Origin of the sequence: Kribbella sp. NPDC026596 (assembly GCF_040638415.1) — a bacterium.
Taxonomy (GTDB): Bacteria; Actinomycetota; Actinomycetes; order Propionibacteriales; family Kribbellaceae; genus Kribbella.
Map to the genome: position 1 here is coordinate 135,066 of NZ_JBEZYF010000014.1, position 23,834 is coordinate 158,899.

The 23,834-nt window shown below is 69.6% G+C and carries 17 protein-coding genes; 14 read left to right on the forward strand and 3 right to left on the reverse strand.

What is annotated here, in order from left to right; genetic code table 11:
- Positions 1-5 precede the first annotated feature (5 nt).
- The 6 genes from pheS to AB0E63_RS14715 all read left to right on the forward strand — a co-directional run bounded on the left by pheS (position 6) and on the right by AB0E63_RS14715 (position 14,418).
- Entirely contained in the window at positions 6-1,115 is a 1,110-nt protein-coding gene (gene pheS, locus AB0E63_RS14690) for a phenylalanine--tRNA ligase subunit alpha (protein ID WP_360365518.1), read from the forward strand.
- Positions 1,115-3,676: a phenylalanine--tRNA ligase subunit beta gene (pheT, locus tag AB0E63_RS14695; RefSeq protein ID WP_360365520.1), complete on the forward strand. Its 2,562-nt coding sequence runs from the start codon at positions 1,115-1,117 to the stop codon at positions 3,674-3,676. Before pheS ends, pheT begins: the two co-directional genes overlap by 1 nt.
- 45 nt (positions 3,677-3,721) lie before the next feature.
- A complete protein-coding gene (locus tag AB0E63_RS14700) occupies positions 3,722-5,269 on the forward strand; it encodes a gamma-glutamyltransferase (protein ID WP_360365521.1) in 1,548 nt (515 codons plus the stop codon).
- 36 nt (positions 5,270-5,305) lie between these two features.
- Entirely contained in the window at positions 5,306-6,271 is a 966-nt protein-coding gene (locus AB0E63_RS14705) for a glycosyltransferase family 2 protein (RefSeq protein ID WP_360365523.1), read from the forward strand.
- Positions 6,268-8,475, forward strand: coding sequence for a hypothetical protein (locus AB0E63_RS14710; RefSeq protein WP_360365525.1), 2,208 nt, complete (start codon positions 6,268-6,270; stop codon positions 8,473-8,475). Before AB0E63_RS14705 ends, AB0E63_RS14710 begins: the two co-directional genes overlap by 4 nt.
- 105 nt (positions 8,476-8,580) lie before the next feature.
- Entirely contained in the window at positions 8,581-14,418 is a 5,838-nt protein-coding gene (locus AB0E63_RS14715; RefSeq protein WP_360365526.1) for a tandem-95 repeat protein, read from the forward strand.
- Between the two features lie 18 nt (positions 14,419-14,436).
- On the opposite strand, the gene AB0E63_RS14720 is transcribed toward AB0E63_RS14715, so the two are convergent.
- Genes AB0E63_RS14720 through AB0E63_RS14730 form a run of 3 tightly spaced genes read right to left on the reverse strand, consistent with a single transcriptional unit; the run spans position 14,437 to position 16,435 of the window.
- Positions 14,437-14,955, reverse strand: a complete 519-nt coding sequence (locus AB0E63_RS14720; RefSeq protein ID WP_360365528.1) for a GNAT family N-acetyltransferase — start codon at positions 14,953-14,955, stop codon at positions 14,437-14,439.
- Between the two features lie 35 nt (positions 14,956-14,990).
- Positions 14,991-15,884 carry an RNA polymerase sigma factor SigJ gene (sigJ, locus tag AB0E63_RS14725; protein WP_360365530.1) on the reverse strand — a complete coding sequence of 298 codons (894 nt, stop codon included), beginning with the start codon at positions 15,882-15,884 and terminating at the stop codon, positions 14,991-14,993.
- Positions 15,881-16,435: a carboxymuconolactone decarboxylase family protein gene (locus AB0E63_RS14730; protein ID WP_360365532.1), complete on the reverse strand. Its 555-nt coding sequence runs from the start codon at positions 16,433-16,435 to the stop codon at positions 15,881-15,883. The genes sigJ and AB0E63_RS14730 overlap by 4 nt, the downstream gene beginning before the upstream one ends.
- Before the next feature lie 160 nt (positions 16,436-16,595).
- Here AB0E63_RS14730 and argC point away from each other — a divergent pair, with 160 nt between their 5' ends.
- From argC to AB0E63_RS14770, 8 genes are all read left to right on the forward strand, one after another.
- Complete coding sequence (gene argC, locus AB0E63_RS14735) at positions 16,596-17,627, forward strand: N-acetyl-gamma-glutamyl-phosphate reductase (protein WP_360365533.1); 1,032 nt, start codon at positions 16,596-16,598, stop codon at positions 17,625-17,627.
- Positions 17,624-18,826, forward strand: a complete 1,203-nt coding sequence (gene argJ / locus AB0E63_RS14740) for a bifunctional glutamate N-acetyltransferase/amino-acid acetyltransferase ArgJ (RefSeq protein ID WP_360365535.1) — start codon at positions 17,624-17,626, stop codon at positions 18,824-18,826. Before argC ends, argJ begins: the two co-directional genes overlap by 4 nt.
- Complete coding sequence (argB, locus tag AB0E63_RS14745; RefSeq protein ID WP_360365537.1) at positions 18,823-19,701, forward strand: acetylglutamate kinase; 879 nt, start codon at positions 18,823-18,825, stop codon at positions 19,699-19,701. The genes argJ and argB overlap by 4 nt, the downstream gene beginning before the upstream one ends.
- A 118-nt stretch (positions 19,702-19,819) precedes the next feature.
- Positions 19,820-21,022 carry an acetylornithine transaminase gene (locus AB0E63_RS14750; protein ID WP_360365539.1) on the forward strand — a complete coding sequence of 401 codons (1,203 nt, stop codon included), beginning with the start codon at positions 19,820-19,822 and terminating at the stop codon, positions 21,020-21,022.
- Positions 21,019-21,951, forward strand: a complete 933-nt coding sequence (argF, locus tag AB0E63_RS14755; RefSeq protein WP_360365540.1) for an ornithine carbamoyltransferase — start codon at positions 21,019-21,021, stop codon at positions 21,949-21,951. The genes AB0E63_RS14750 and argF overlap by 4 nt, the downstream gene beginning before the upstream one ends.
- Before the next feature lie 76 nt (positions 21,952-22,027).
- The gene (locus AB0E63_RS14760; RefSeq protein WP_360365542.1) at positions 22,028-22,540 is read left to right on the forward strand and encodes an arginine repressor; all 513 of its coding nucleotides are present in this window, start codon (positions 22,028-22,030) and stop codon (positions 22,538-22,540) included.
- A gap of 69 nt (positions 22,541-22,609) precedes the next feature.
- Positions 22,610-23,152 (forward strand): sigma-70 family RNA polymerase sigma factor, encoded by a 543-nt coding sequence (locus AB0E63_RS14765; protein WP_360365544.1) that lies wholly within the window; start codon positions 22,610-22,612, stop codon positions 23,150-23,152.
- A complete protein-coding gene (locus AB0E63_RS14770) occupies positions 23,149-23,826 on the forward strand; it encodes a hypothetical protein (RefSeq protein WP_360365546.1) in 678 nt (225 codons plus the stop codon). The genes AB0E63_RS14765 and AB0E63_RS14770 overlap by 4 nt, the downstream gene beginning before the upstream one ends.
- The last annotated feature ends 8 nt before the right edge of the window (positions 23,827-23,834 follow it).

Genomic DNA, 23,834 nt, shown 5'->3' on the forward strand with positions numbered 1-23,834 from the left:
GAGCCATGTCCGGTCCCAACACTGATTACGACCCGGTCGAAGTGACGCCGCTGCATGCCGAAGAGCTGGAGCGGAGCCGCGACGAGGCGCTGAAGGCGTTTACCGGGGCGGTCGATCTGGCCGCCCTGCAGGAGGCGAAGGTCGCGCATCTCGGCGAGAAGTCGCCGATCGCGCTGGCCAACCGGGAGATCGGCGCGCTGCCCCCGCAGGGTCGCAAGGAGGCCGGACAGCGGATCGGTGCGGCCCGCAAGGCCATCAACGAGGCCTTCTCGGGCCGCCTCGCCGTTCTCGAGGCCGAGCACGAGGAGCGGATGCTCGCCACCGAGCGGGTCGACGTGTCGCTGCCGTGGCACACCCCCGAGCTCGGCGCGCGGCACCCGCTCTCGCTGATTTCCGAGCAGGTCGCGGACGTGTTCACCGCGCTCGGCTGGGACGTCGCCGAAGGCCCAGAGGTCGAGTCCGAATGGCTGAACTTCGACGCCCTGAACTTCCAGCCCGACCACCCGGCCCGGCAGATGCAGGACACCTTCTTCGTCGAGCCGGCCGGCTCCGGCAAGGTGCTGCGCACGCACACGTCCCCGGTGCAGGCCCGCTCGATGCTGACCCGCAAGCCCCCGATCTACGTGATCTGCCCGGGCCGCGTGTTCCGCACCGACGAGCTGGACGCGACCCACACGCCGGTCTTCTACCAGGTCGAGGGCCTGGTGGTGGACGAGGGCATCACGCTCGCGCACCTGAAGGGCACGCTCGACCACTTCGTCGTCTCGATGTTCGGCGAAGGCCTGGAGGCCCGGCTGCGGCCGAACTTCTTCCCCTTCACCGAGCCGTCGGCCGAGGTGGACCTGAAGTGCTTCGTCTGCCGCGGCGCGTCCGTCGGCAACCCGGACCGCCCGTGCCGCACCTGTGGCAGCGAGGGCTGGATCGAGTGGGGCGGCTGCGGCGTGGTGAACCCGCGCGTCCTGCGGGCCTGCGGCATCGACACCGACCGGTACTCGGGCTTCGCCTTCGGGATGGGGCTGGAGCGGACGCTGATGTTCCGCAACGGCGTCGAGGACATGCGGGACATGGTCGAGGGTGACGTGCGGTTCAGCCGCCAGTTCGGGATGGAGATCTGATGCGGGTCCCACTGTCATGGCTTCGTGAGTACGTCGACCTGCCGGCCGAGGTGACCGGCCGTGGTGTCGCGGAGAAGCTGATCCGGGCCGGCCTCGAGGTCGAGACCGTCGAGGAGTCGGACCTGACCGGCCCGCTCGTGGTCGGCAAGGTGCTCACGTTCGAGGACGAGCCGCAGAAGAATGGCAAGACCATCCGCTGGTGCTCGCTCGACATCGGCAAGGACGAGCCGCAGTGGGTTGTCTGCGGTGCGAACAACTTCGCGGTCGGCGACCTCGTGGTCGTCGTGCTGCCCGGCGCGGTGCTCCCGGGCGGGTTCGCGATCTCGGCGCGCAAGACCTACGGCCACGTCTCCAACGGCATGATCTGCTCCAGCACGGAGCTCGGCCTCGGCGACGACGGTACGCACGGCATCGTCGTACTGGAGCCGGGTGAGGCCACGCCCGGTGACGACGCGATCGAGCTGCTCTCGTTGCGCGACGACGTCCTCGACATCGCGGTCACGCCGGACCGGGGCTACTGCCTGTCCATCCGTGGCGTGGCGCGCGAGGCGGCCACGGCGTACGGCGTTCCGCTGAAGGACCCGGCCGGCCTGACGCTGACCGGCTCGGGCGACGGGGGCTACCCGGTGCGCGTCGACGATGCCGAGGGCTGCAGCGTGTTCGTCACCCGCACGGTGACCGGTATCGACGCGAAGGCGCTGTCGCCGCGGTGGATGCAGAAGCGGCTGCTCGCGGCCGGGATGCGGCCGATCTCGATCGGCGTCGACGTGACGAACTACGTGATGCTCGAGCTCGGCCAGCCGATCCACGGGTACGACAAGGACCGGCTGAGCGGCGAGATCGTCGTACGGCGGGCGACCGCCGGCGAGAAGCTGATGACGCTGGACGACCAGACCCGCGAGCTGGACACCGAGGACTTGCTGATCACCGACGACTCCGGCCCGATCGGTGTCGCGGGAGTCATGGGTGGTGCGTCCACCGAGATCTCCGACGCGACCACCGACGTGGTGATCGAGGCCGCGCACTTCGATCCGATCGTGATCGCCCGTGCGTCGCGACGGCACAAGCTGTCGTCGGAGGCGTCCCGGCGGTTCGAGCGCGAGGTCGACCCGCTGCTGCCGCGGTACGCCGCCCAGCGGGTCGCCGACCTGCTCGCCGACCTGGCCGGCGGCACCATCCAGCCGGACGAGACCGTCATCGACACCCACGCCCTGCCCGAGCCGGTCACCATCCGAGCCGACCACGCCGCCCGCGTCGCCGGAGCACCGATCTCGATCGAGGAGACGATCCGCCACCTCGAATCGGTTGGTTGCAAGGTTGCGCCGGCCGCGTCGGATGCGATCGCGGCGCCGCTGGCAGCGGGTGCGCATGCTCCGGCTCTGGTTGTTGCTGGAGAGACTTCGACACTCGCCGGCGACGATCTGCTGACTGTGACTCCGCCGTCGTGGCGGCCGGATCTGCGGGATCCCAACGACTTTGCCGAGGAGGCTATTCGGCTGTTCGGGTTCGACAACGTTCCGTCGATCCTGCCGACTGCTCCGGGTGGTCAGGGCCTGACGGTGTCGCAGCGTCGCCGCCGCCGGATCGCGACCGCGCTGGTCGGGGCCGGCCTGACCGAGGTCGTGTCGTACCCGTTCACCGGCGAGGCCGACTTCGACGCGATGGGGCTGCCCGCCGACGACTCTCGCCGTACGACGGTCAAGCTGGTCAACCCGTTGTCCGACGAAGAGCCGTCGATGCAGACCACGCTGCTCGCGACCCTGCTCCGGACCGCCGAGCGCAACGTCGGCCGCGGCGCCGCCGACCTGGCGATCTTCCAGACCGGCCTGGTCTTCCACCCGAAGCCGGACCCGAAGCCCGCGCCGCTGCTGTCGGTCGCGCAGCGCCCGAGTGACGCCGAGGTCCAGTCCCTGGACGACGCTCTGCCCGAGCAGCCGCTGCACGTCGGTGTGGTGCTGACCGGGTCGGCGACCCCGACCGGTTGGTGGGGCAAGGGCCGTCCGGCCGGCTGGTCCGATGCGGTCCAGCTCGCCCGGATGATCGCCGCGTCGGTCGGCGTCGAGCCGGTCGTGAAGAACGTGGAGCTGGCGCCGTGGCACCCGGGCCGGTGTGCGGAGTTCTCCGTCGACGGCAAGGTGGTCGGTCAGGCCGGCGAGCTGCATCCGAAGGTCTGCCAGGCATTCGGTCTGCCCGCGCGGTCGAGTGCGGTCGAGCTCGACCTCGATGCGCTGATCGCCGCCGGTCCGGAGTCGATCACGGCCGAGCCTTTCTCGTCGTACCCGGTGGCCAAGGAGGACGTGGCGCTGATCGTCCCGGCCGACGTGGCCGCGGCGGACGTGCAGGCGGCGCTGGTCGAGGGTGCGGGCGGGCTGCTGGAGTCGATCCGGCTCTTCGACCTGTACACCGGTGAGCAGATCGGCGAGGGAAAGAAGTCGCTCGCGTTCGCGCTCCGGTTCCGTGCACCGGACCGCACGCTGAAGGAGAACGAGGTCGCCGACGTGCGGCAGGCCGCGGTCCAGGTGGCCGTCGATCGCTTCGGCGCCGTCCAGCGGGTCGGCTAGTCCCATGAGCACGGGCGCGGCGGCGCGCTTGCGGCGGGCAGTGCGATGAGCGCCGGTCACCCGCGGGTGGCGGTTGCTGCGCCGAACAAGGCCGCGGCGGATGCGGGTGTGCGGGTCGCGGCCGAAGGTGGGAACGCGGTGGACGCGGCGATCGCGGCCACGCTGGTGACGATGGTGAACGAGATCGGCGTGGTCTCGCCGGCCTCAGGCGGTTTCGTCACCCTGCAGGTGGCCGGCGGCGACGCGGTCACCATCGACGGCTGGGTGGAGATGCCCGGCCGCGGCCTGCCCACCGAGCGGTTCGGCCAGGGCGTCTGGGACGTCACTACCGACTACGGCGGCGGTACGACGACCACCGTCGGCCACGGGTCCGTGGCGACGCCCGGCGGGATGAAGGCGCTCGACCTGGCCCACCAACGGTCCGGGAAGGCGCCCTGGCGCGAGGTCGTCCAGCCCGCGATCGATGTCGCCCGCAACGGGTTCCCGCTGAGCCGGACCTCGGGCTACTACCTGGGCTTCACCCACGAGATCATCTTCGGCTGGCACCAGCCGAGCCACGGCGTCGTGCACTCCGACGACGGTTCGGTGATCAAGGCCGGCACCACGGTCGTGATCCCCGAGCTGGCCGAGGCGCTCGAGCTGATCGCCCGCGATGGCGCCGAGACCCTGTACACCGGCGAGCTCGCCCAGCTCCTGATCCATGACATGGCCCAGAACGACGGCATCCTCACCGCGCAAGACCTGGCCGCGTACGAGGCCGTCGTACGACCGGCGCTGATGGTCCGGCAGAACGGCTGGCGACTGGCGACCAACCCGCCGCCGGCCGTCGGCGGCGTCGCGGTCGCGGCGATGCTGGCGTTGCTCGACGGCGTGCCGGCGGACGGCAGCTGGCGGCAGTCCGAGATCGAGCGGCTCGTCGAGGTGCAGCACGCCGTACTCGGGCGGCGGCTGGCGGAGCTGGACGCGGAGGATCAGCGACAGCTGGAGGGCAGGAAGCTTTTGGACCTCGCCGCGGCCGGCGATCTGCGGGCATTGACCTCGCCGAGTACGGCGACTGTCTCGGTGGTCGACGACGAAGGCGATGCCTGCGCGATCACGGTGTCGTCCGGCTATGGCTCGGGCGTACTGACGCCAGGCACCGGGATCTGGCTCAACAACGCCCTCGGCGAGCAGGAGCTGCTGCACGGCGGCCCGCACAGCCTGGCGCCAGGCACTCGGCTCACCTCGAACATGGCACCGAGCGTCGCGCGCCGCGAGAGTGACGGCGCGGTCCTCGCGATCAGCTCACCGGGTTCGGACCGGATCCCGACCGCGCTGGCCCAGGTCTACGCGCTCTACACGCATGGCGGGTTGCCGCTGCGCGAGGCGGTCGAGCATCCGCGGCTGCACGTCCGCGTCCGCGAAGACGTGGTCGTCGACTACGAGGACGACCTGCCGGTGTCCGGCTCGACCTCGCTACCGACCCGGCCGATGCCGCCGCACTCGATGTACTTCGGCGGCGTCGCGGCCGCCTTCTGGGACCCGGCCGACGGCTTGCTCGCGGTCGGCGACCCGCGCCGCACCGGAGCGGTTGCCATCTCGCCGGACCAGTAAGGTCAACCCTCAGTCCACTGAACCGGAAGGCAGCCGATGCGGGACCCCGAGCTCTCCGTCGTCGTACCGATGTACGACGAGGAGGACGTGCTGCCGATCTTCTTCGACCGGATGCGCCCGCTGCTCGACAGTCTCGGCATCAGCTACGAGGTGCTCGTCGTCGACGACGGCAGCCGGGACAAGACCGCCGCGCTGCTGCTCGAAGCCGCCAAGGACTGGGCCCAGCTCCGCGTCGTCAGACTCCTGCGGAACAGCGGTCATCAAGCCGCTCAGTCGGCCGGCTTCCGGCGCGCCCGCGGTCGGTACGTCGTCACGATCGACGCCGATCTCCAGGACCCGCCCGAGGTCATCGCCGAGTTCCTGGAGACCGTGCGTGCACAGGACGTCGATGTCGTGTACGGCGTTCGCTCGGACCGCTCGAGTGATTCGTGGGCGAAGCGGACGACGGCCCGGCTGTACTACCGGCTGATGTGCCGCCTGGTCGGCAAGAACATCCCGTTCGACGCGGCCGACTTCCGCCTGGTCTCGCGCCGAGTGGTCGACGCGGTCAACGCACTGCCGGAGGACGGCCGGGTGTTCCGGTTGGTGATCCCCTGGCTGGGGTTCCCGAGCACCGAGGTGAAGTACGTTCGCGCCGAGCGGGCCGCCGGGACGACGAAGTACAACCTCTCCAAGATGCTGCGGCTCGCGTTCGACAGCGTGACCGCGTTCTCGGCCGCGCCGCTGCGGCTCGCGACCTGGCTCGGGCTGCTCGGCGGCGGGATGTCCGCGCTGTTCGTCATCGGCGCGCTCGTCATCAAGCTGACCGGTCGCGGCGTCCCGGGCTGGACGTCGACAGTGCTCGCGGTCAGCGTGATCGGCGCGATCCAGCTGTTGTGTCTCGGTGTGCTGGGTGAGTACGTGGCCCGGTTGTTCCAGTCCAGCCAGCGGCGGCCGCAGTTCCTCGTCGGGTACGACAGCCTCGAAGACCAAGGGCATCAGGAACCGGTCCACCACAGATGAGGCGGTTGCTCCCGTGGCTGCTGCCGTTGCTGGTCGCGGCCGCCGGGCTCGCGTCGGTCGATGTCGGCCCCGGCCCGATCCTCAAGTACGCCGGCTACTTCGCATTCGCGATCGCACTGCCCGGCACCCTCCTGCTCCGCGCGGCCTGGCGTAGTACCGGCAACTGGGCGGAGGATCTCGGTCTCGGCGCCGTGGTCGGCGCGACCTGGCAGCTGATCGGCTGGGCGATCTTCACCGCCCTCGGCTGGCAGCGTTGGCTGATCGTCTGGCCGGCGTTGGTGCTGATCGCCTTCGCTTTCGTACGACGGGATTGCTGGCGGATCGCGGATCCCAAGCCGTTGCCGGCCGCCTGGACCTGGGGACTGGCCGTCTCGTCGGCGGTCGTGCTCGGCGCGGCCACCCTCGGCGTGATGGCGTACCACCCGATGCCGCCGAACGGATCGGCGTACTACCCGGACCTGCTTTACCACCTGTCGATGGTGCAGGAGCTGACCCGGTCGGTGCCGCCGGAGCTACCGCAGGTGGCGGGGGAGCGGCTGGAGTACCACTGGTTCGCGAACGCCGACATGGCCGCGGCGGTGGACATCACCCGGCTGACACCGATGGTCGTGCTGTTCCGGCTGTGGCTGCTTCCGTGGCTCGTGGTCGCGCTGCTGGTGTGCGCGACGCTGGCGCGGATCGTCAGTCGGACCTGGTGGACCGGCGTACTCGCGGCCCTCGCGCTGGCGGCGCCGCAGCTGTACCTGTTCGTCGACACGAGTGTGAATCTGGCGCCGCCGGTCAGCTTCCTCAGCCCGTCGCAGACCTTCGGGCTGGTCGCCGGTGTGACGGCAGCGGTGTTCCTGATCGAGTTGTTGTTCAGGAACGCGCGGGGCTGGTTGTGGGTGGCCACCATCGCGGTCGCGATCGTCGGCGGTGGGTCGAAGCCCACAGTGCTGCCGCTGCTGGCCGCGGCGGTCGGGCTGGCCGCGGTGTACCTGCTGGTGACGACCCGGCGGGTGCCGTGGCGGCTGGTCGCGACGGCGGCGTCGCTGGTCGCGGTGGGTGCCGCAACGCTGGTGACGGTTGCCGGGAGCACCAATGGATCGGGGCTGCAGTTCCTCGCGGTGCTGAAGTCGCTTCCGGTCTACACGGCCGCGACTCACGATGCGACCCCACCGGGCGAGGGTGGTCTGATCTTGCCGGCCCTGGCGCATGGCGCGGTGATCGGGACGCTCACGCTGCTGCTGGGTTTGCTGCTCACCCAGCAGGCGATGGCGTTGGTCGGCTTCGGAGTCGCCGGCCGCCGGGATCCGGTCGCGTGGTTCCTGCTCGGCGCGATGATCGCCGGCTGGGCGGGATACCTCCTGATCGACCATCCGTCCGTGAGCGAGTCCTACTTCATCTACACCACCGCGCCGTTCAGCTTGGCGGGTGCGGGCTGGTTCGCGGCGACGAGTGTCCGCGCCGCCGCTAGGCCTGTCCCGATAGCAGTGACTGCGTTCGTCCTCTCCCTCGTGTACGCCGTTCTACTGGTGTGGGCGAGAGGTGTGCCGGCCGCGTCACCGGGCCGTCAACTCTGGCTGAGTACGCGCGTGCTCCTCGTCGTACTCGCGTTGACGATTGTGCTGCTGGTGGTGTGGCGGCTGTTTCTCCGGCAGGCGGGTGGCGGGCTGCTCGTCGTACTGGTGCTGCTGGCGACGGCGCCGCTCAGTTCGTTCCTGCAGAGCGCGGTGCATGGGGATACCGAGAAGGCGCCGACGTACCGGGCGGCCCGGTGGTGGGTGTATCCCGATGAGGCGACGGCGGCGTTGTGGCTCGGAAAGAATTCCGCGCCGACCGATGTGGTCGCTGCCAATACGTGGTGCCGGCCGGCAGGCCCGCAGACGCCGGGGTGTGACGCGCGCGGGTATCTGGTCAGCGGCATCGCCGGTCGCCGGACACTGATCGAAGGCTGGGCGTACACGAACCAGGCGATGGCCGCGCAGGGTGTCGGCGGCCGGCGCTACACCGAGCAGCCGTCGCCGTGGCCCGACCGCGTCGCCCTCACCAACCAGGCACTCGCGGCGCCGACCGCGGACGTGCTGCGGCGGCTGCGCGACGAGTACGGCGTTCGCTGGTTGTACGCCGATGCCCGCGACGGGACCGTGTCACCCGCGCTGGACCGGCTGGCCGTGCTGCGACACAGCGCCGGAAAGGTTCGGATCTTCGACCTCGGAGAGTGATTGTCCCGTAACATTGGGTCTGCGTAGACCGTTACCTCTACGCAGGCCCGCCCGCCCCGCGGCCGATGCATGCGGCAACGTGATTGCTCGGGAGGGCGGCACTTCATGCGGGCGACACGACCCGGCCATCGGCCGGCCCGAGGCGGCCGCGCGCAGCGCGGGCTGTGCGCGGCGCTCGCGCTCGGCCTCGCCTTCCTCTCCACCTCCTCCGCCGTCCGGCCGCCGGAGGCGGCCGGCTATCAGGTGCCCTCGGCACCTTTCACCCAAGGTGACAGCGCGACGGCAACCATGCCGGGGTCGGGGCTGAAGCAGACAATCACGGTGACCGGGCAGACTGAGCTGGGGGATGCGACCACGGTCGGCGTCCGCGGGACCGGGCCGACCACCTACCAACCCGCGCTCGCCACGACCACGCCCGCGCAGGATCTGATCGTCAACACCGGCACATGTGCGTCCACTGGGAGTTGTGGTGACCGCGGCACGGTGACGATCGCGTTCAGCCGGCCGGTGCGCAACCCGGTGCTACACCTCGCGGGCATCGGCGGCGCGGTGACCCAGACCGTGAGCGGCACCCCGACCGCCCAGTCCGAGCTGCACTCGATCCTCAAGCTCACCACCGCCGGCCTCAGCCTCACCAAGGTCGGCCAGGGCAATAACCTCGCCGTCAGCAGTGACACGATCACCGCGGCCAACCACGACGCCGGCCCGAACTGCGTCAACGCCAAGACCGGCACCGGCCCCGACGCCTCCGCGACTGCCGCCTGTGGATCGGTCCGGGTGAACGGCGTCGCCACCTCGATCACCTTCGATGTCACCGCGTTCTTCACCCAGCACCCGAAGCTCCCGGCCTTCAACACCGGGTCCTCCGGTGACGCCTTCTCGATTCTCGCGTCCACGGGCGAGGACTTCGGCGATGCCCCGGCGTCGTACGGCGCCGCCTGGTCCGTGCTCAGCGACGTACGACTCGGCAAGGACGCGACTGAGGACAACATGACCGTCGCCAACGGCACCACCGGCCCGACCACACCGGACCAGGCCGACGACGGCGTCACCTTCGAGCCGCTCCGCACCACAGCGACCACCTACGCCGCCGAGCTGAAACTCACCGGCGCCTCGACGGCCGGCCGGGCGTGCGCCTGGATCGACCTCGACCACGACGGCACCTTCGACCCGGCCGAACGCTCCTGCGCCGCGTTCGCTTCCGGCCAAGGCGCCGTCACCCTCAACTGGTCGGAGCTGAGCCCACGCGCGGGAGCGACGTACGCGCGGGTGCGGGTCGGCTACACCGATGCGCAGGTGGACAAGCCGACCGGTCCGTCCGACGCCGGCGAGGTCGAGGATCACCCACTGGTGATCACGCCGCCGCCACCGCCGATCCTGCTGGATGACACTGCGACCACCGCGTTCAACACCGGCATCACGGTCGATGTCCTCGGCAACGACAAGCCGGGTGACCCGGGGACGCCGTTGAAGCCCGGGACGCTGTGCCTCGTCGACGGCAAGAACTGTGTGGTGATGGTGAACGTCGTCGGCCAGGCCAAGTACGTCGCCCAGAACAGCAAGATCCACGTCGAACCGGTGCCGGGCTTCGTCGGCTCGGGCACTCCCGTCGCCTACCGCGTCGCCGACAGCAACGGAACGATGGCGACCGCGAAGCTGACCCTGACCGTCGCGCTGCCGGCCCACCCGGTCGCCACGCCTGACACCGCGACCACTCCGCAGAACGTCAGCATCCCGCTCAAGCCGCTGACCAACGACCGCGCGGCGCCCGGCGTGAAGCTCGTTCCCGCCTCGGTGGTGCTCCGTGACCCGGCCGACGCGACCTTCAAGAAGAAGGTGGTGATCGCCGGCGAGGGCGAGTACGCCGTGAAGCCGGACGGCGGCGTGGACTTCGTACCGACACCGCAGTTCACCGGCGTGGGTACGACGATCGGCTACCGCGTCACCGACAGCACCAAGCAGACCGCCGAGTCGACGCTCACGGTCACGGTCACGCCGGTGAAGCCGACCGCCAGCGGGGATTCCGTCTCGACCCCGTTCGACACCGACGCCGTCGTACCCGTGCTGGACAACGACCTGCCCGGATCGCCAGACGCGCCGCTCGATCCCGCCAGCCTGCGGCTCGTCGACCCGGTCAGCCAGAAGCTGGTCGACAAGATCACCCTGGCGCGGCAGGGGACGTACCTGGTTGCCGCCGGCAAGGTGACCTTCCGGCCGGTGCGCGGCTTCCAGGGCGTCGGTACGCCGCTGACCTACCAGGTGCTCGACAAGAACGGTACGCCGGCGCGCGCCGAGCTCACGGTCTCCGTCGATGCACCCGGACCGCCGGTCGCGAACCCGGACACGGTCACGACGCTGCAGGGCGGTGCGGTGATCGTCGCCGTTCTCGAGAACGACAAACCCGGCCCGACCGGTGCGGTGCTTCGGCCGGACAGCGTGCGGCTGGTGGCGCCGAGCCGGACCACGGACCCGGGAACGACGCTGGTGGTGCCGGGGCAGGGCAAGTACACCGTCAAGCCCGACGGCAAGGTGCTGTTCGAACCGCTGCCGACCTTCAGCGGAGGCGGGACCCCGGTCACGTATCAGGTTGCTGACGACAACGGAGCGATCGGGAAGTCCACGCTGACCGTGCAGGTGACCAAGGTTCAGCCGGACGCCTCGGACGACACCGCGAGTACGGCGTACGACACGACCGTGACGGTGTCGGTGCTGGCGAACGACGAAGCCGGTGACCCGGCCGTGCCGCTGGTGCCGACCAGTCTGCAGTTGCTCGATCCGACGACCCAGCAGCCGAAGACCGCGGTCGTCGTCAACGGCGAGGCGACGTACACGGTGACCCCGGAGGGGGAGGTCGCGGTCGATCCGATGCCGACGTTCACCGGCGTCGCGGCACCGATCGGCTACCGCGTCTCGGATGTGAACGGCACGCTCGCCGCGGCGACGCTGACGGTCACGATCGCGAAGCCGGCCGCGCCGACCGCCAAGCCCGACGCCGCCACCGGGAAGCAGAACGTCCCGCTGACGATCGACCCGCTCGCCAACGACACCGCGGGGCGGGGCACGGCACTGGACCCGCTCAGCCTGGCGCTCCTCGACCCGGCCGACGGTTCGCTGAAGAAGCAGGTGAAGATCCCGGGCCAGGGCGACTATCAGGTCAAGCCGGACGGGACCGTCATCGTCGACCCGCTGCCGGGCTTCACAGGTACGGCGACCACGCTGACCTATCGGGTCACGGACGGGTTCGATCAGGCCGCTCGGTCGACGATCACGGTCACGATCACGCCGGTCACCCCGGTGGCGGCCGACGACACCGCGACGACGCCGTACGACAAGACAGTCACGGTCAAGGTGCTCGCGAACGACAAACCGGGTGATGCGACCGCGCCTTTGGTGCCGGGGAGCTTGCTGCTGACGGACCCGGCCGACGGATTGTCGAAGGCAACGGTCACCATCGCGAACGAGGGCGTCTACGTGGCGGATGAGGGAGTGGTCAGGTTCGACCCGAGCGCGACGTTCCGCGGGCCTGGTACGCCGCTGAGCTATCAGGTGGCCGACAGCAACGGAACGTTGACCACTGCGAGACTGTCGATCACCGTTGGCCGGCCGCCGGTCGCGATTGCCGACACCGCGTCGACGCTGCAGGACGTCACGGTGACCGTGAATCTGTTGTCCAACGACAGCCCGGGGACCGACGCCACGCTGGACCCGCAGTCGGTCGGCCTGCTGGATCCGGCTGCCCGGACCGCGGGGTACGTCAAGAAGGTGACCGTCGCGTGGCAGGGCACCTACACCGTCCAGCCGAGCGGCGCCGTCGTCTTCGATCCGCTGCCGGCGTTCCGTGGCAAGGCGTTGGCTATCAACTACAGGGTCGCCGACTCGAACGGCAGTTACGCTGCCTCGACGCTGAGCATGACCGTCACGCCGGTCTGGCCGGTCACCGTGGACGATTCGGCGATCACGCCGTACGACCACCCGATCACGGTCAACGTGCTCGCCAACGACAAGCCGGGCGATCCGACCGCGCCGCTGATCCGGTCGAGCCTCGTGCTGAAGGATCCGGCCGGTGGCTACCGCAAGACGATCACGCATCCGGGTGAAGGCACGTATGTCGCTGCCGACGACGGGACGGTGGCGTTCACGCCGGTCAAGGGCTACCAGGGCGTGACGAAGCCGACGACGTACCGGATCACCGACGACAACGGCAGCACCGCGGAAGGCCTGCTCTTCCTCACCGTCGGCAAGGGGCCGTCAGCGGCGGCTGATGTCGCGACGATCACGCAGAACGTCACTGTGACCGTGGACCCGCTCACCAACGACGATCCGGGGACGGGCGCCGAGCTCGAGAAGACCTCGGTCCAGGTGTTCGACGCCCGCGGGTGGGGGCGGACGGCGGCGATTCCGGGGCAGGGCGTGTTCGCGGTGAACGCGACCACCGGGAAGATCACGTTCGACCCGGCGCCGGCGTTCAGCGGGGTCGTCTCGATCGCCTATCAGGTCGCGGATACGAGTGGGAACACGGCCGCTTCGACTGTCGCGGTGACGGTCACGCCGGTGACTCCGACGATCGCGGATGACACGGCGACGACGCCGTACGAGACCGCGGTGACGGTCGCCGTGCTGGCGAACGACAAGCCGGGTGATGTGACCGCGCCGCTCGTCGGCGGCGAGGTTCGGCTGGTTGATCCGGCGACCGGGGATTCGGTCTCGTCGCTGGCCGTTGCGGGGGAGGGGACGTTCACGGTCCAGCCGTCCGGCGGCATCGGGTTCGTACCGCTGGCTGGGTTCGCTGGTGTGGCGATTCCTGTCAGGTATCAGGTGGCCGACCGCAACGGGACGACTGGCTCGGCGACGCTGACGCTTACTGTGCAGGCTCGTCCGGTCGCGGCTCCCGACGCCGCTCGCACGAAACAGCACCTGCCAGTGACGCTTGACCCGCTCGCCAACGACAAGCCTGGTCCGGGGGCCACGCTTGACCCGGCGTCGGTGCTGCTGGTCGGCCCGGGTGGTGCACTGGTCGACCAGGTCACGATCGCCGGCCAAGGTGAGTACGTCGTTGCCAAGGGCAAGGTGACGTTCAGCCCGGTGGCGACGTTCACGGGCACCGCCCGGCCGGCGGCGTACGAAGTGAAGGACAGCAACCGCAACTCGGCCCGCGCGACGATCACCGTGACGGTGCTGCCGGTGCGGCCGGTCATTGTTGACGACAGCGCTCAGACGGCGTTCGGTACGGCGGTTGTCGTCAAGGTGCTGGGCAACGACACGCCCGGAGACCCGTCCGCGCCGCTCGTGCCGGGTTCCGTGGTACTGCGGGATGCGGCGGACGGCAAGGACAAGAAGGCGGTGACCGTAGCGGACGAGGGTGCCTTCACGGTCGGAGCGGGCGGTGCCGTCACGTTCACCCCGGCAAAGGACTTCATCGGCACGACGCGATCGGTCGCGTACCGAGTCACGGATGCCAACGGCACCTCCAACACGGCGCTGGTTGAGGTGACCGTCGCTGGACCGTTGCTCGCCAAGGCGACGCCCGACGCGGCGACCGGCACTCCAGGCAACGCGGTCGCCGTGAACCCGCTGCTCAACGACAGCGGTGCGATCATCCCGAGCACCGTCTGCCTGCGGACCGGCCCGGGCACCTGCGCCAAGCAGGTGACCGATGCCTCCGGCCGCTGGACGGTCGCCCCTGACGGGACGATCACCCTCACCCCGGCGGCTGCGTTCACCGGCACCGCCAAACTCACCTACGAACGAACCGACACCACCGGCGCCACCACCACCGCACCCGTCAAGTTCACCGTCGGCGCCCAACCAGCCGAAGACCTCCGCTCCCTGAACCAAGCCGAGCTACCCCCCACCGGCGGCCCCCCAGCCATCCTCCTCACCCTCGGCACCCTCCTCACCGCCCTAGGCGCAACCCTCGCCGCCCTAGCCCGAACCCGCCGCTAACCCACACTCCCGGCTGGCCTACAGGTCGAGGACCAGCATGATTTCGTCTCGGTAGTCGGTCGGGGTGACGCGGACCGCGCGGGGGTGGCGGCCGACGACTCGGTAGCCGAGGGGTTCGTAGAACGCTTCCAGGCCGAGGCCGTCGCGGATCGTGAGCTGGAGTTGTTCGAGTCCGAGGTCGACGGCCGAGCCGCGGAGCCCCTCCATCAGCTGGCGGCCAGCGCCGTTGCCTTGGTGTTGCGGATGAACCATCACCCGCAACACCGTCCGCCAGTGTGGCTGCAGCGCGCTGCCACGATCGATCAGCAGGCCCATCCCGGCGTACCGCTCGCCGGTGTGCAGGACCCCGAGCAGATCCACCCCCGCGGCGACCCGGCCAAGCGCCTCGTCCAGCGTTTCCGCGACCCGCTCCACCGGCGCCGGCGCGATGAATCCGACGGCGCCGCCGGCGTCGGTGGCCGCGATCCAGGTGTCCAGCAGATCCGCCCGCAAACCCGGATCCAGCGCCTCGTCCGGTTCCACCACCAGGTACTTCACGGCACCCCTCCATCTGCGACTGAGTTGCAGATAGTTTACGAGTCCAGCGTGTGCCGAGCCGGCACGGTGCCCAACTTGTCCGGGTTGCGGATCAGGTACAGCTCGGTGACCAGCCCGTCCGTGGTCTCCAGGAACGCGACCGTGTCCGGCTCGTCGTCGAAGTACGCGATGAACGCGGTGTCGCCGTTCATGGTGGCCATCCGGATCTCGAAGTTCGGGTTCTCCGCGAGGACTCCGAACAGCCAGCGAGCGATCTTCTCCCCGCCGTGGATCGGCCGGAGTGCGGCCTTCTTCTTGCCGCCGCCGTCACTGATCAGGACGGCGTCCGGTGCGAGCAGCGACACCACCTGGTCGAAGTCACCAGATCCGGCCGCGGCCATGAACCGCATGGTGAGCTCGTTGTGCCGCGCCTTGTCGACGTGGTGCCGCGGCTGCCGCGCGTGGACGTGTTCGCGGGCTCGGTGGGCGAGCTGCCGGACCGCGCTCTCGGACCGGTTGAGCGTGTCCGCGATCTCGTCGTACGGGAGATCGAACACCTCACGCAGGACGAAGGTTGCGCGTTCGAGCGGCGAGAGCGTCTCGAGTACGACGAGCATCGCCATGCTGACCGAGTCCGCCATTTCCACGGCCGCCGCCGGGTCGTCGTTCGACGCCAGGGTCGGCGTGATCGGCTCGGGCAGCCACGGGCCGATGTACTGCTCCCGCCGGGCCTTCTGCTCCCGCAGCCGGTTGAGCGCCAGCCGAGTGGTGATGCGGATCAGGTACGCGCGTACGTCGCGGATCTCCTCATGCTCGATCGCCGCCCACCGAAGCCACGCCTCCTGGACCACATCCTCCGCATCGCTGACACTGCCCACCACCCGGTACGCCGCTCCCACCAGGACGGCCCGGTGTTCGTCGAACTCCCGGGCCAACTGCTCGTCGCTCACCGGACGGGCCTCAGTTCGCAGTACTCCTTGAAGCCCTGGCTGGTCAGGCCCAGAGCGGCGTTCACACGGGAGCGGTAGTTCTCCAGCGAGACCATCGCCGTGAGCTCGACCAGCTGCTCGTCGGTCAGATCCTTGCGCAACCGCTCGACCTGCTCGTCCGTGACCTCCGGTGGGGTGGCGGTCATCGCCTCGGCGTAGTCCATCACCGCGCGCTCCAGATCCGTGTAGACATCGCTGTCCCGCCACCCTGGCACATCACGCAGCTTCACCGGGTCGACACCCTGGTGATGAAACTCCCAGTACCCGAAGTCCATACACCAACTGCACCCGATCCGCGCCGACGTCACCATCACCGCGAGCGCCTTCAACTCCGGAGCCAGTGCCTTCCACCGCGCCGCCGACCCCTCCAGCAGCAGCGTCGACACCAGCACCCGACGGTTGTGCAGCGCGACCTTCCCGGGATCCGGCACCTTCCCGTACTTCCGCCGGCTACCCCACTCCGCCAACCGCACGAACCAGGTCCGCTCATGGTCCAAGCCGATCCGAGCCATCACATCCACCTCCAGGTCGTCGTCCCCCTCCCGGACACGCCCCGCCGGCCAGCTGTGACATGAGCTGAGTCACACCACGAGCGCACCATCGGTGGTTGAGTGGCGGGAGGCGACACTCTCACGGTTGGATATTCATTCGGGGCATGGCATACTCATTCATATGAGTGTGACGGTGGCGGTGGCCGGTGCCAGTGGATATGCGGGCGGTGAGCTGCTCCGGTTGCTGAGCAGCCACCCGCAGGTCGAGATCGGCGCGCTGACCGCCGGCGGGAACGCCGGTACGGCGCTCGGCGCGCACCACCCACACCTCGTGCCGCTGGCCGGGCGCATCCTGGTCGAGACCACGGCGGAGAATCTCGCCGGTCACGACGTGGTGTTCCTGGCCCTGCCGCACGGACAGTCCGCCGGAATCGCCGAGCAACTCGGCGAGGACGTCACCGTGATCGACTGCGGCGCGGACTTCCGGCTGACCGAGGCCGAGGCGTGGGTCGAGTTCTACGGCGGTGAGCACGCGGGCTCCTGGCCGTACGGACTCCCGGAGCTCCCGGGGCAGCGGGACAAGCTCCGCGGATCGCACCGCGTCGCCGTACCGGGGTGTTATCCCACCGTCTCCACGCTCGCACTGCTCCCCGCCGTACAGAACGGTCTCGTCGATCCCGGCCAGCTGGTGGTCGTCGCGGTGAGCGGGACCTCCGGCGCGGGCAAGGCGCCGAAGCCGCACCTGCTCGGCGCCGAGGTGATGGGCTCCGCCTCGGCGTACGGCGTCGGCGGTGTCCACCGGCACACCCCGGAGATCGAGCAGAACCTCACGCCGTACGCCGAGCAGCCGGTGAGCGTCTCGTTCACCCCGGTGCTCGTGCCGATGTCCCGCGGCATCCTCGCGACGTGCAGCGCACCGATCGCCGAAGGCACCGACCTGACGACACTCCGGCAGGCCTATGAAGATGCCTACCGCAACGAGCCGTTCGTGCACGTGCTGCCCGAGGGGCAGTGGCCGCAGACGCAGGCCACCCTCGGCGCGAACACCGTGCAACTGCAGCTCGCCCTCGACCAGCGCACCGGCCGCGCCGTCATCGTGGCCGCGATGGACAACCTCACCAAGGGCACCGCCGGCGCAGCCGTGCAGTGCATGAACCTGGCCACCGGTCTCGACGAGACCCTGGCCCTGCCCCTCGTAGGAGTAGCCCCGTGACCGTCGCAGTCACCCCGCACACCCAAGTCGATCGGAGCGCCGGGGTCACCGCGCCGGCCGGCTTCCGCGCGGCCGGGGTGATCGCCGGAATCAAACCGGCCGGTACGCCGGACCTCACCGTCGTCGTCAACGACGGCCCGTACGACGTCGCCGCCGGTGTCTTCACCACCAACAAGGTGAAGGCGGCGCCCGTGCTCTGGTCGCAGCAGGTCCTGACCGCAGGCAAGCTGAAGGCCGTCGTCCTGAACTCCGGCGGCGCGAATGCCTGCACCGGTCCGGAGGGATTCCAGGACACCCACAAGACCGCCGAGAAGCTGGCCGAGGTGCTCGGCATCGGCGCCGCGGAGGTCGGGGTCTGCTCGACCGGCCTGATCGGCGAGCGCCTCCCGATGGACAAGCTCATTCCTGGCATCTCCTCGGCGGTGGATGCTCTCGGCAACGGCCCCGAGGCCGGGTTGGCCGCGGCCACGGCGGTGATGACGACCGACAACGTGCCGAAGCAGGCCGCGCTGAAGCATCCGGACGGCTGGAGCATCGGCGGATTCGCCAAGGGTGCGGGGATGTGCGCGCCGAACATGGCGACCATGCTCAGCGTCATCACCACCGACGCCATGCTCGACCAGCCGCACCTCGACCACGCGCTGCGGAACGCGGTCGGCAAGACGTTCAACCGGCTCGACGTCGACGGGGGAACGTCGACCAACGACACCGTGCTGCTGCTGAGCTCGGGCGCCTCCGGTGTCGCTGTCACTCCCGAGGCCTTCGAGGTCGCGCTGACCGCCCTGGCTGCTGACCTGGTGAAGCAGTTGCAGGCGGATGCCGAGGGCGTCACCAAGCACGTCAGCATCACCGTGCAGGGCGCGGCCACCGAGGCCGAGGGGCTCGCCGCCGCGAAGATCGTTGCCGAGGACAACCTCTGCAAGACCGCGTTCTTCGCCTCCGATCCGAACTGGGGACGGATCGCGATGGCAGTCGGCAACGCCCCGACCGCGTTCGACCCGTCGCTGCTCGACATCACGCTGAACGGCGCACCGATCTGCGTTGCCGGCGGCAAGGGCGTCGATCGCTCCGAGGCGGACATCAGCGGTCTCGAGATCGACGTACTGATCGACCTGCACGCCGGCCCCGCGTCGGCCACGGTCCTCACCACCGACCTCTCCCACGCGTACGTCGAAGAGAACTCGGCGTACTCCTCATGAACAGTCATGCCGACGCGGTAGAGAAGGCCGCGGTTCTGACCGAGGCGCTGCCCTGGTTGAAGGAGTTCCACGGCAAGACCATCGTCGTGAAGTACGGCGGGAACGCCATGGTCGACGACAAGCTCAAGCAGGCCTTCGCCGAGGACATCGTCTTCCTCCGGTACGCCGGGGTCCGGGTCGTCGTCGTCCACGGCGGCGGACCGCAGATCAGCGACATGCTCCACCGGCTCGGCATCGACAGCGAGTTCCGTGGAGGCCTGCGGGTCACCACGCCCGAGGCGATGGATGTCGTCGGCATGGTCCTGGTCGGCAAGGTCGGTCGCGAGCTGGTCGGCCTGCTCAACGCGCACGGCCCATTCGCAGTCGGCATGTCTGGTGAGGATGCCGGGTTGTTCACCGCGGAACGTCGTACGGCGCTGGTCGACGGCGAATCGGTAGACATCGGACTGGTCGGCGATGTGGTCGACGTCCGGCCGGAGGCGGTGGTCGACCTGATCGACGCCGGCCGGATCCCGGTGGTGTCGACGATCGCGCCGGACGAGGACGGCCAGGCGCACAACGTCAACGCCGACACCGCGGCCGCCGCGCTGGCGGTAGCGCTCGGCGCCGAGAAGCTCGTCGTGCTGACCGACGTGGCCGGCTTGTACCGGAACTGGCCGGACAGCGACGAGATCATCACCCAGATCGACGCGGCCGAGCTCGCGGAGCTCCTCCCGTCGCTGGCCTCGGGGATGGTGCCCAAGATGGAAGCCTGCCTGCGCGCGGTCGAGTCGGGCGTCTCCCGCGCGACCGTGATCGACGGCCGTGTCCCGCACTCGTTGTTGCTGGAGATCTTCACCGACGCCGGAAGTGGAACCCAGGTGATCCCCTCATGACCGTGCTTTTGGCCGGGCCTTCGGCACCGGCAGGGTCATGGGGCTTTGACTCCCGGCCTTCCCTCGTCGCTCCAGTCGCTTCGCTCCCTCCGCTCCTCAGTCCAGGCCGGGAGGCCCCATGACCGAATTGCTGACCGTCGACGGAACGCAAGCCGCGCTGACCGAGCGCTATTCCGGTGCGCTGATGAACACCTTCGGGGCGCCGAAGCGGGTTCTGGTTCGTGGTGAGGGCGCCTACCTGTGGGATGCCGACGGCAACAAGTACCTCGATCTGCTCGGCGGGCTCGCGGTGAACTGCCTCGGCCACGCGCACCCGTTCGTGGTGTCCGCGGTGACTTCGCAGCTCGCCACTCTCGGCCACGTGTCGAACTTCTTCGCTTCAGCGCCGCAGATCGCGCTGGCGGAGAAGTTGCTCGGCCTGTTCGATGCCCCGGGCAAGGTGTTCTTCACGAACTCCGGCACCGAGGCGAACGAGGCGGCGTTCAAGATCACCCGCCGGACCGGCCGGACCAAGATCGTCTCCACCGTCGGCGCCTTCCACGGGCGGTCGATGGGCGCGCTCGCGGTGACCTGGAAGCCGGCGTACCGGGAGGCGTTCGCGCCGCTCCCCGGAGACGTGGAGTTCGTCCCGTACGGCGATGCCGACGCGCTGGCCGCGGCCGTCGACGACCAGACGGCGGCGGTCGTGCTCGAGCCGATCCAGGGGGAGAACGGCGTCGTCGTACCGCCGGCCGGGTACCTGCAGGCGGCACGACGGATCACGTCGCAGCACGGCGCGCTGCTGTGGCTCGACGAGATCCAGACCGGCATCGGGCGGACCGGGACGTGGTTCGCCTTCGAGCCCGAGGGGATCACGCCGGACCTCGTGACCGTGGCGAAGGGTCTCGGCGCGGGGATCCCGATCGGTGCGTGCATCGGTCTGGGCGCGGCCGCGGAGCTGTTGCAGCCGGGGAACCACGGGACGACGTTCGGCGGCAACCCGGTCGCGGCGATCGCCGGACTGGCAGTGCTGACCGTGATCGAGCGGGACGAGCTGCTCGCCCAGGTGAATGCCGTCGGCAACCACCTCGCGTCGTCGATCATCGCGCTCGACCATCCGCTGATCGCCGGGGTCCGCGGCCGCGGGCTGCTGCTGGCGATCGAGCTGACCCAGCCGGTGTCGGACCAGGTGACCGCGCTCGCGCTCGAGGCCGGCTTCGTGATCAACAATCCGATTCCGGATGCGTTGCGGCTGGCGCCGCCGTACATCCTGAGCAAGGCTGATGCCGACAGCTTCGTCGCGGCCCTGCCGAAGCTTCTGGACCAGGTGGAGGGGACATGATCAGGCACTTCTTGCGTGATGACGACCTCAGTCCGGTGGAGCAGGACGAGGTACTGACGCTCGCGCAGCAGTTGACCACGGACCGGCACGGGCATCAGCCGCTGGCCGGGCCGAAGACGGTCGCGGTGATCTTCGACAAGACCTCGACCCGGACGCGGATCTCGTTCGCGGTCGGGATCGCCGAGCTCGGCGGTTCACCGCTGATCATCGACGCGCAGACCTCGCAGATGGGCCGTGGCGAGCCGATCGCCGACACCGCGCGGGTGCTCGACCGGCAGGTCGCGGCGATCGTCTGGCGGACGTCCGGGCAGACCCGGATCGAGGAGATGGCGGCGGCGTCGCGAGTACCGGTGGTCAACGCGCTGACCGACGAGTTCCACCCGTGCCAGATCATTGCCGACCTGCTGACCGTGCGGCAGCACAAGGGTTCGACGACCGGGTTGAAGCTGGTCTATCTGGGCGACGGTGCCAACAACATGGCGCATTCCTACCTGCTCGGTGGTGTGACGGCCGGGATGCATGTGGTGGTCGGCTCGCCGGCCGAGTACCAGCCGGATCCCGCCGTACTGGCGCGGGCTGCCGAGATCGCGGCGTCGACCGGCGGCTCGGCGGCGTGGACCCCGGACGCGCTGGAGGCTGTCGACGGCGCGGACGTCGTCGCCACCGACACGTGGGTGTCGATGGGGCAGGAGGCCGAGGCTGCCGATCGCGAGGCGCCGTTCGTGCCATATGCGGTGACCGAGCAACTGATGTCGAAGGCAAACTCCGACGCGATCGTGCTGCACTGTCTGCCTGCCTACCGCGGCAAGGAGATCGACGCGGCCGTGATCGACGGTCCACAATCGGTCGTCTGGGACGAAGCGGAGAACCGGCTGCACGCCCAGAAGGCGCTGCTGTCGTGGCTGTTGGCAAGGAGTTTCGAGGCATGAGTGAGCGAAGCGAGCTCATCAAACAACACAGCATGTGTCGTGTCTCATCCGCGCCCGGAGCGAAGCGAGGACGTGGATGAGCACCGCCGTACCGACTACGAAGACCGCGCGGCAGCAGCGGATCGTCGACCTGCTGGGCCGGCAGCCGGTGCGCTCGCAGACTGAGCTGGCCGACCTGCTCGCGGCGTCCGGTCTCGTCGTCGGCCAGGCCACGCTGTCGCGCGACTTGGTCGAGATCGGTGCGGTGAAGGTTCGCGACTCGACCGGCCAGCTCGTGTACGCCGTACCCGGTGAAGGCGGCGACCGTACGCCGCGCGCCGGTGAGGCAGCCGCGTTCGAAGCCCGCCTGGCCCGAGTGGCGTCGGAGCTCCTGGTCAGCGCCGAGGGCAGCGCGAACCTGGTCATCCTGCGAACCCCGCCGGGGGCGGCCCAGTACTTCGCGTCGGCAATCGACCACGTGGGTCTGGACGACGTCCTCGGCACCATCGCGGGCGACGACACCGTCATGGTCGTCTCCCGAAACCCCACCGGCGGCCAGGCCCTGGCCACCCGCTTCCTGTCCCTGGCCGCCCGCTCCGAACACAAGTAGCGCGAACGCTCGCCCCGCGGTCCGCCAAGTAGGGGACGACGGTGCGACGGCGTGGGAGGGGACTGGGGAATGGACGACGACTGGTTCGTGGCGCAGGTGGAAGCCCATGGACCCGACATCCACGCCTACCTGACCCGTCGAACGCTGCCGGGAGTCGCCGACGACCTACTCGGTGACGTCTGGGTCGCAGCGTACGGCGGCCGATCGTCGTACGACCCCGCACTGGGATCGGCCCGGGCCTGGCTCTTCGGCGTCGCGCGGCATGTGCTGCACGGCTACTACCGCAAACACCGTCTCCGGACCGGCGTGGCTCGAGTCTTCGGCATCGACCGGCCGATCGATGAGACGGCGGCGGTCGATGCCCGCCTCGACGCGGCAGCCCTCGGACCGGTGTTGCGGGCCGCGCTCCGCGACCTCCCGGCCGTTGAACGCGAACTGCTCCTTCTGGTGGCCTGGGAGAACCTCAGTCCCACCGAAGCCGCTCAAGTCCTCGACATCCCACCCGGAACCGCCCGATCCCGCCTGCACCGCGCCAGACAGCGCATGGACGAACGCCTCGCCGGTTCGGCCCAAGCAGAGGACGAACAGACCCGACAGGAGGCAGACCGATGAACCCCACCGACCACTGGAACGACCTCGAGTCCGCCGGGGACGTCCCGCCTCCGTCCACCGAGGTCCTCGCCCACGCGCGCCGGCAATTGGAAACCCGCCGCCCGGCCAGGCGACGGCTGCTGATTCCCGTCCTCGCGGCGGCCGGCACCGCAGCCGCGATCGTTGGCGCGATTGCCGTCCACGAGAGCGCCTCCGGCCCGAGCGCGGTCCCAGTCCCGGGCATCCAGCCCAGCCAGGCACCATCGAGTGCCGCCCCCACGACCCCGAGCATCACGCCCAGCCAAGGAATTGCCGCTTCGTGCGTTGCCGGATACTCCCCGGCGGAGCTGAGGAAACGGGCCTTCGCCTTCGACGGCACGGTCGTGAAGATCGTCAAGGATCCGGGCGGCGCGATTCCGAGCTACCTACTGACTTTGCGGGTCGGCGAGTGGTTCAAGCCGGCCGACGGCCCCAGCACCGTGACAGTGCGGACGATCACCCCGCCGCACGGAGCTGGATACCAGATGTCGGTCCCGTTCCCGGACTACACCGACGGCAGCCGGCTGCTGGTCGCCGGCGAGCCGCAGTGGGGCGGAACGAACCCGCTGAAGGACGCGTATGCCTTCGGTTGCGGGTTCAGCCGGGGCTACAACGCTGCCGACGCCGCTACCTGGCGGAAGCTGCTGACGAAGTGACTGAGAGG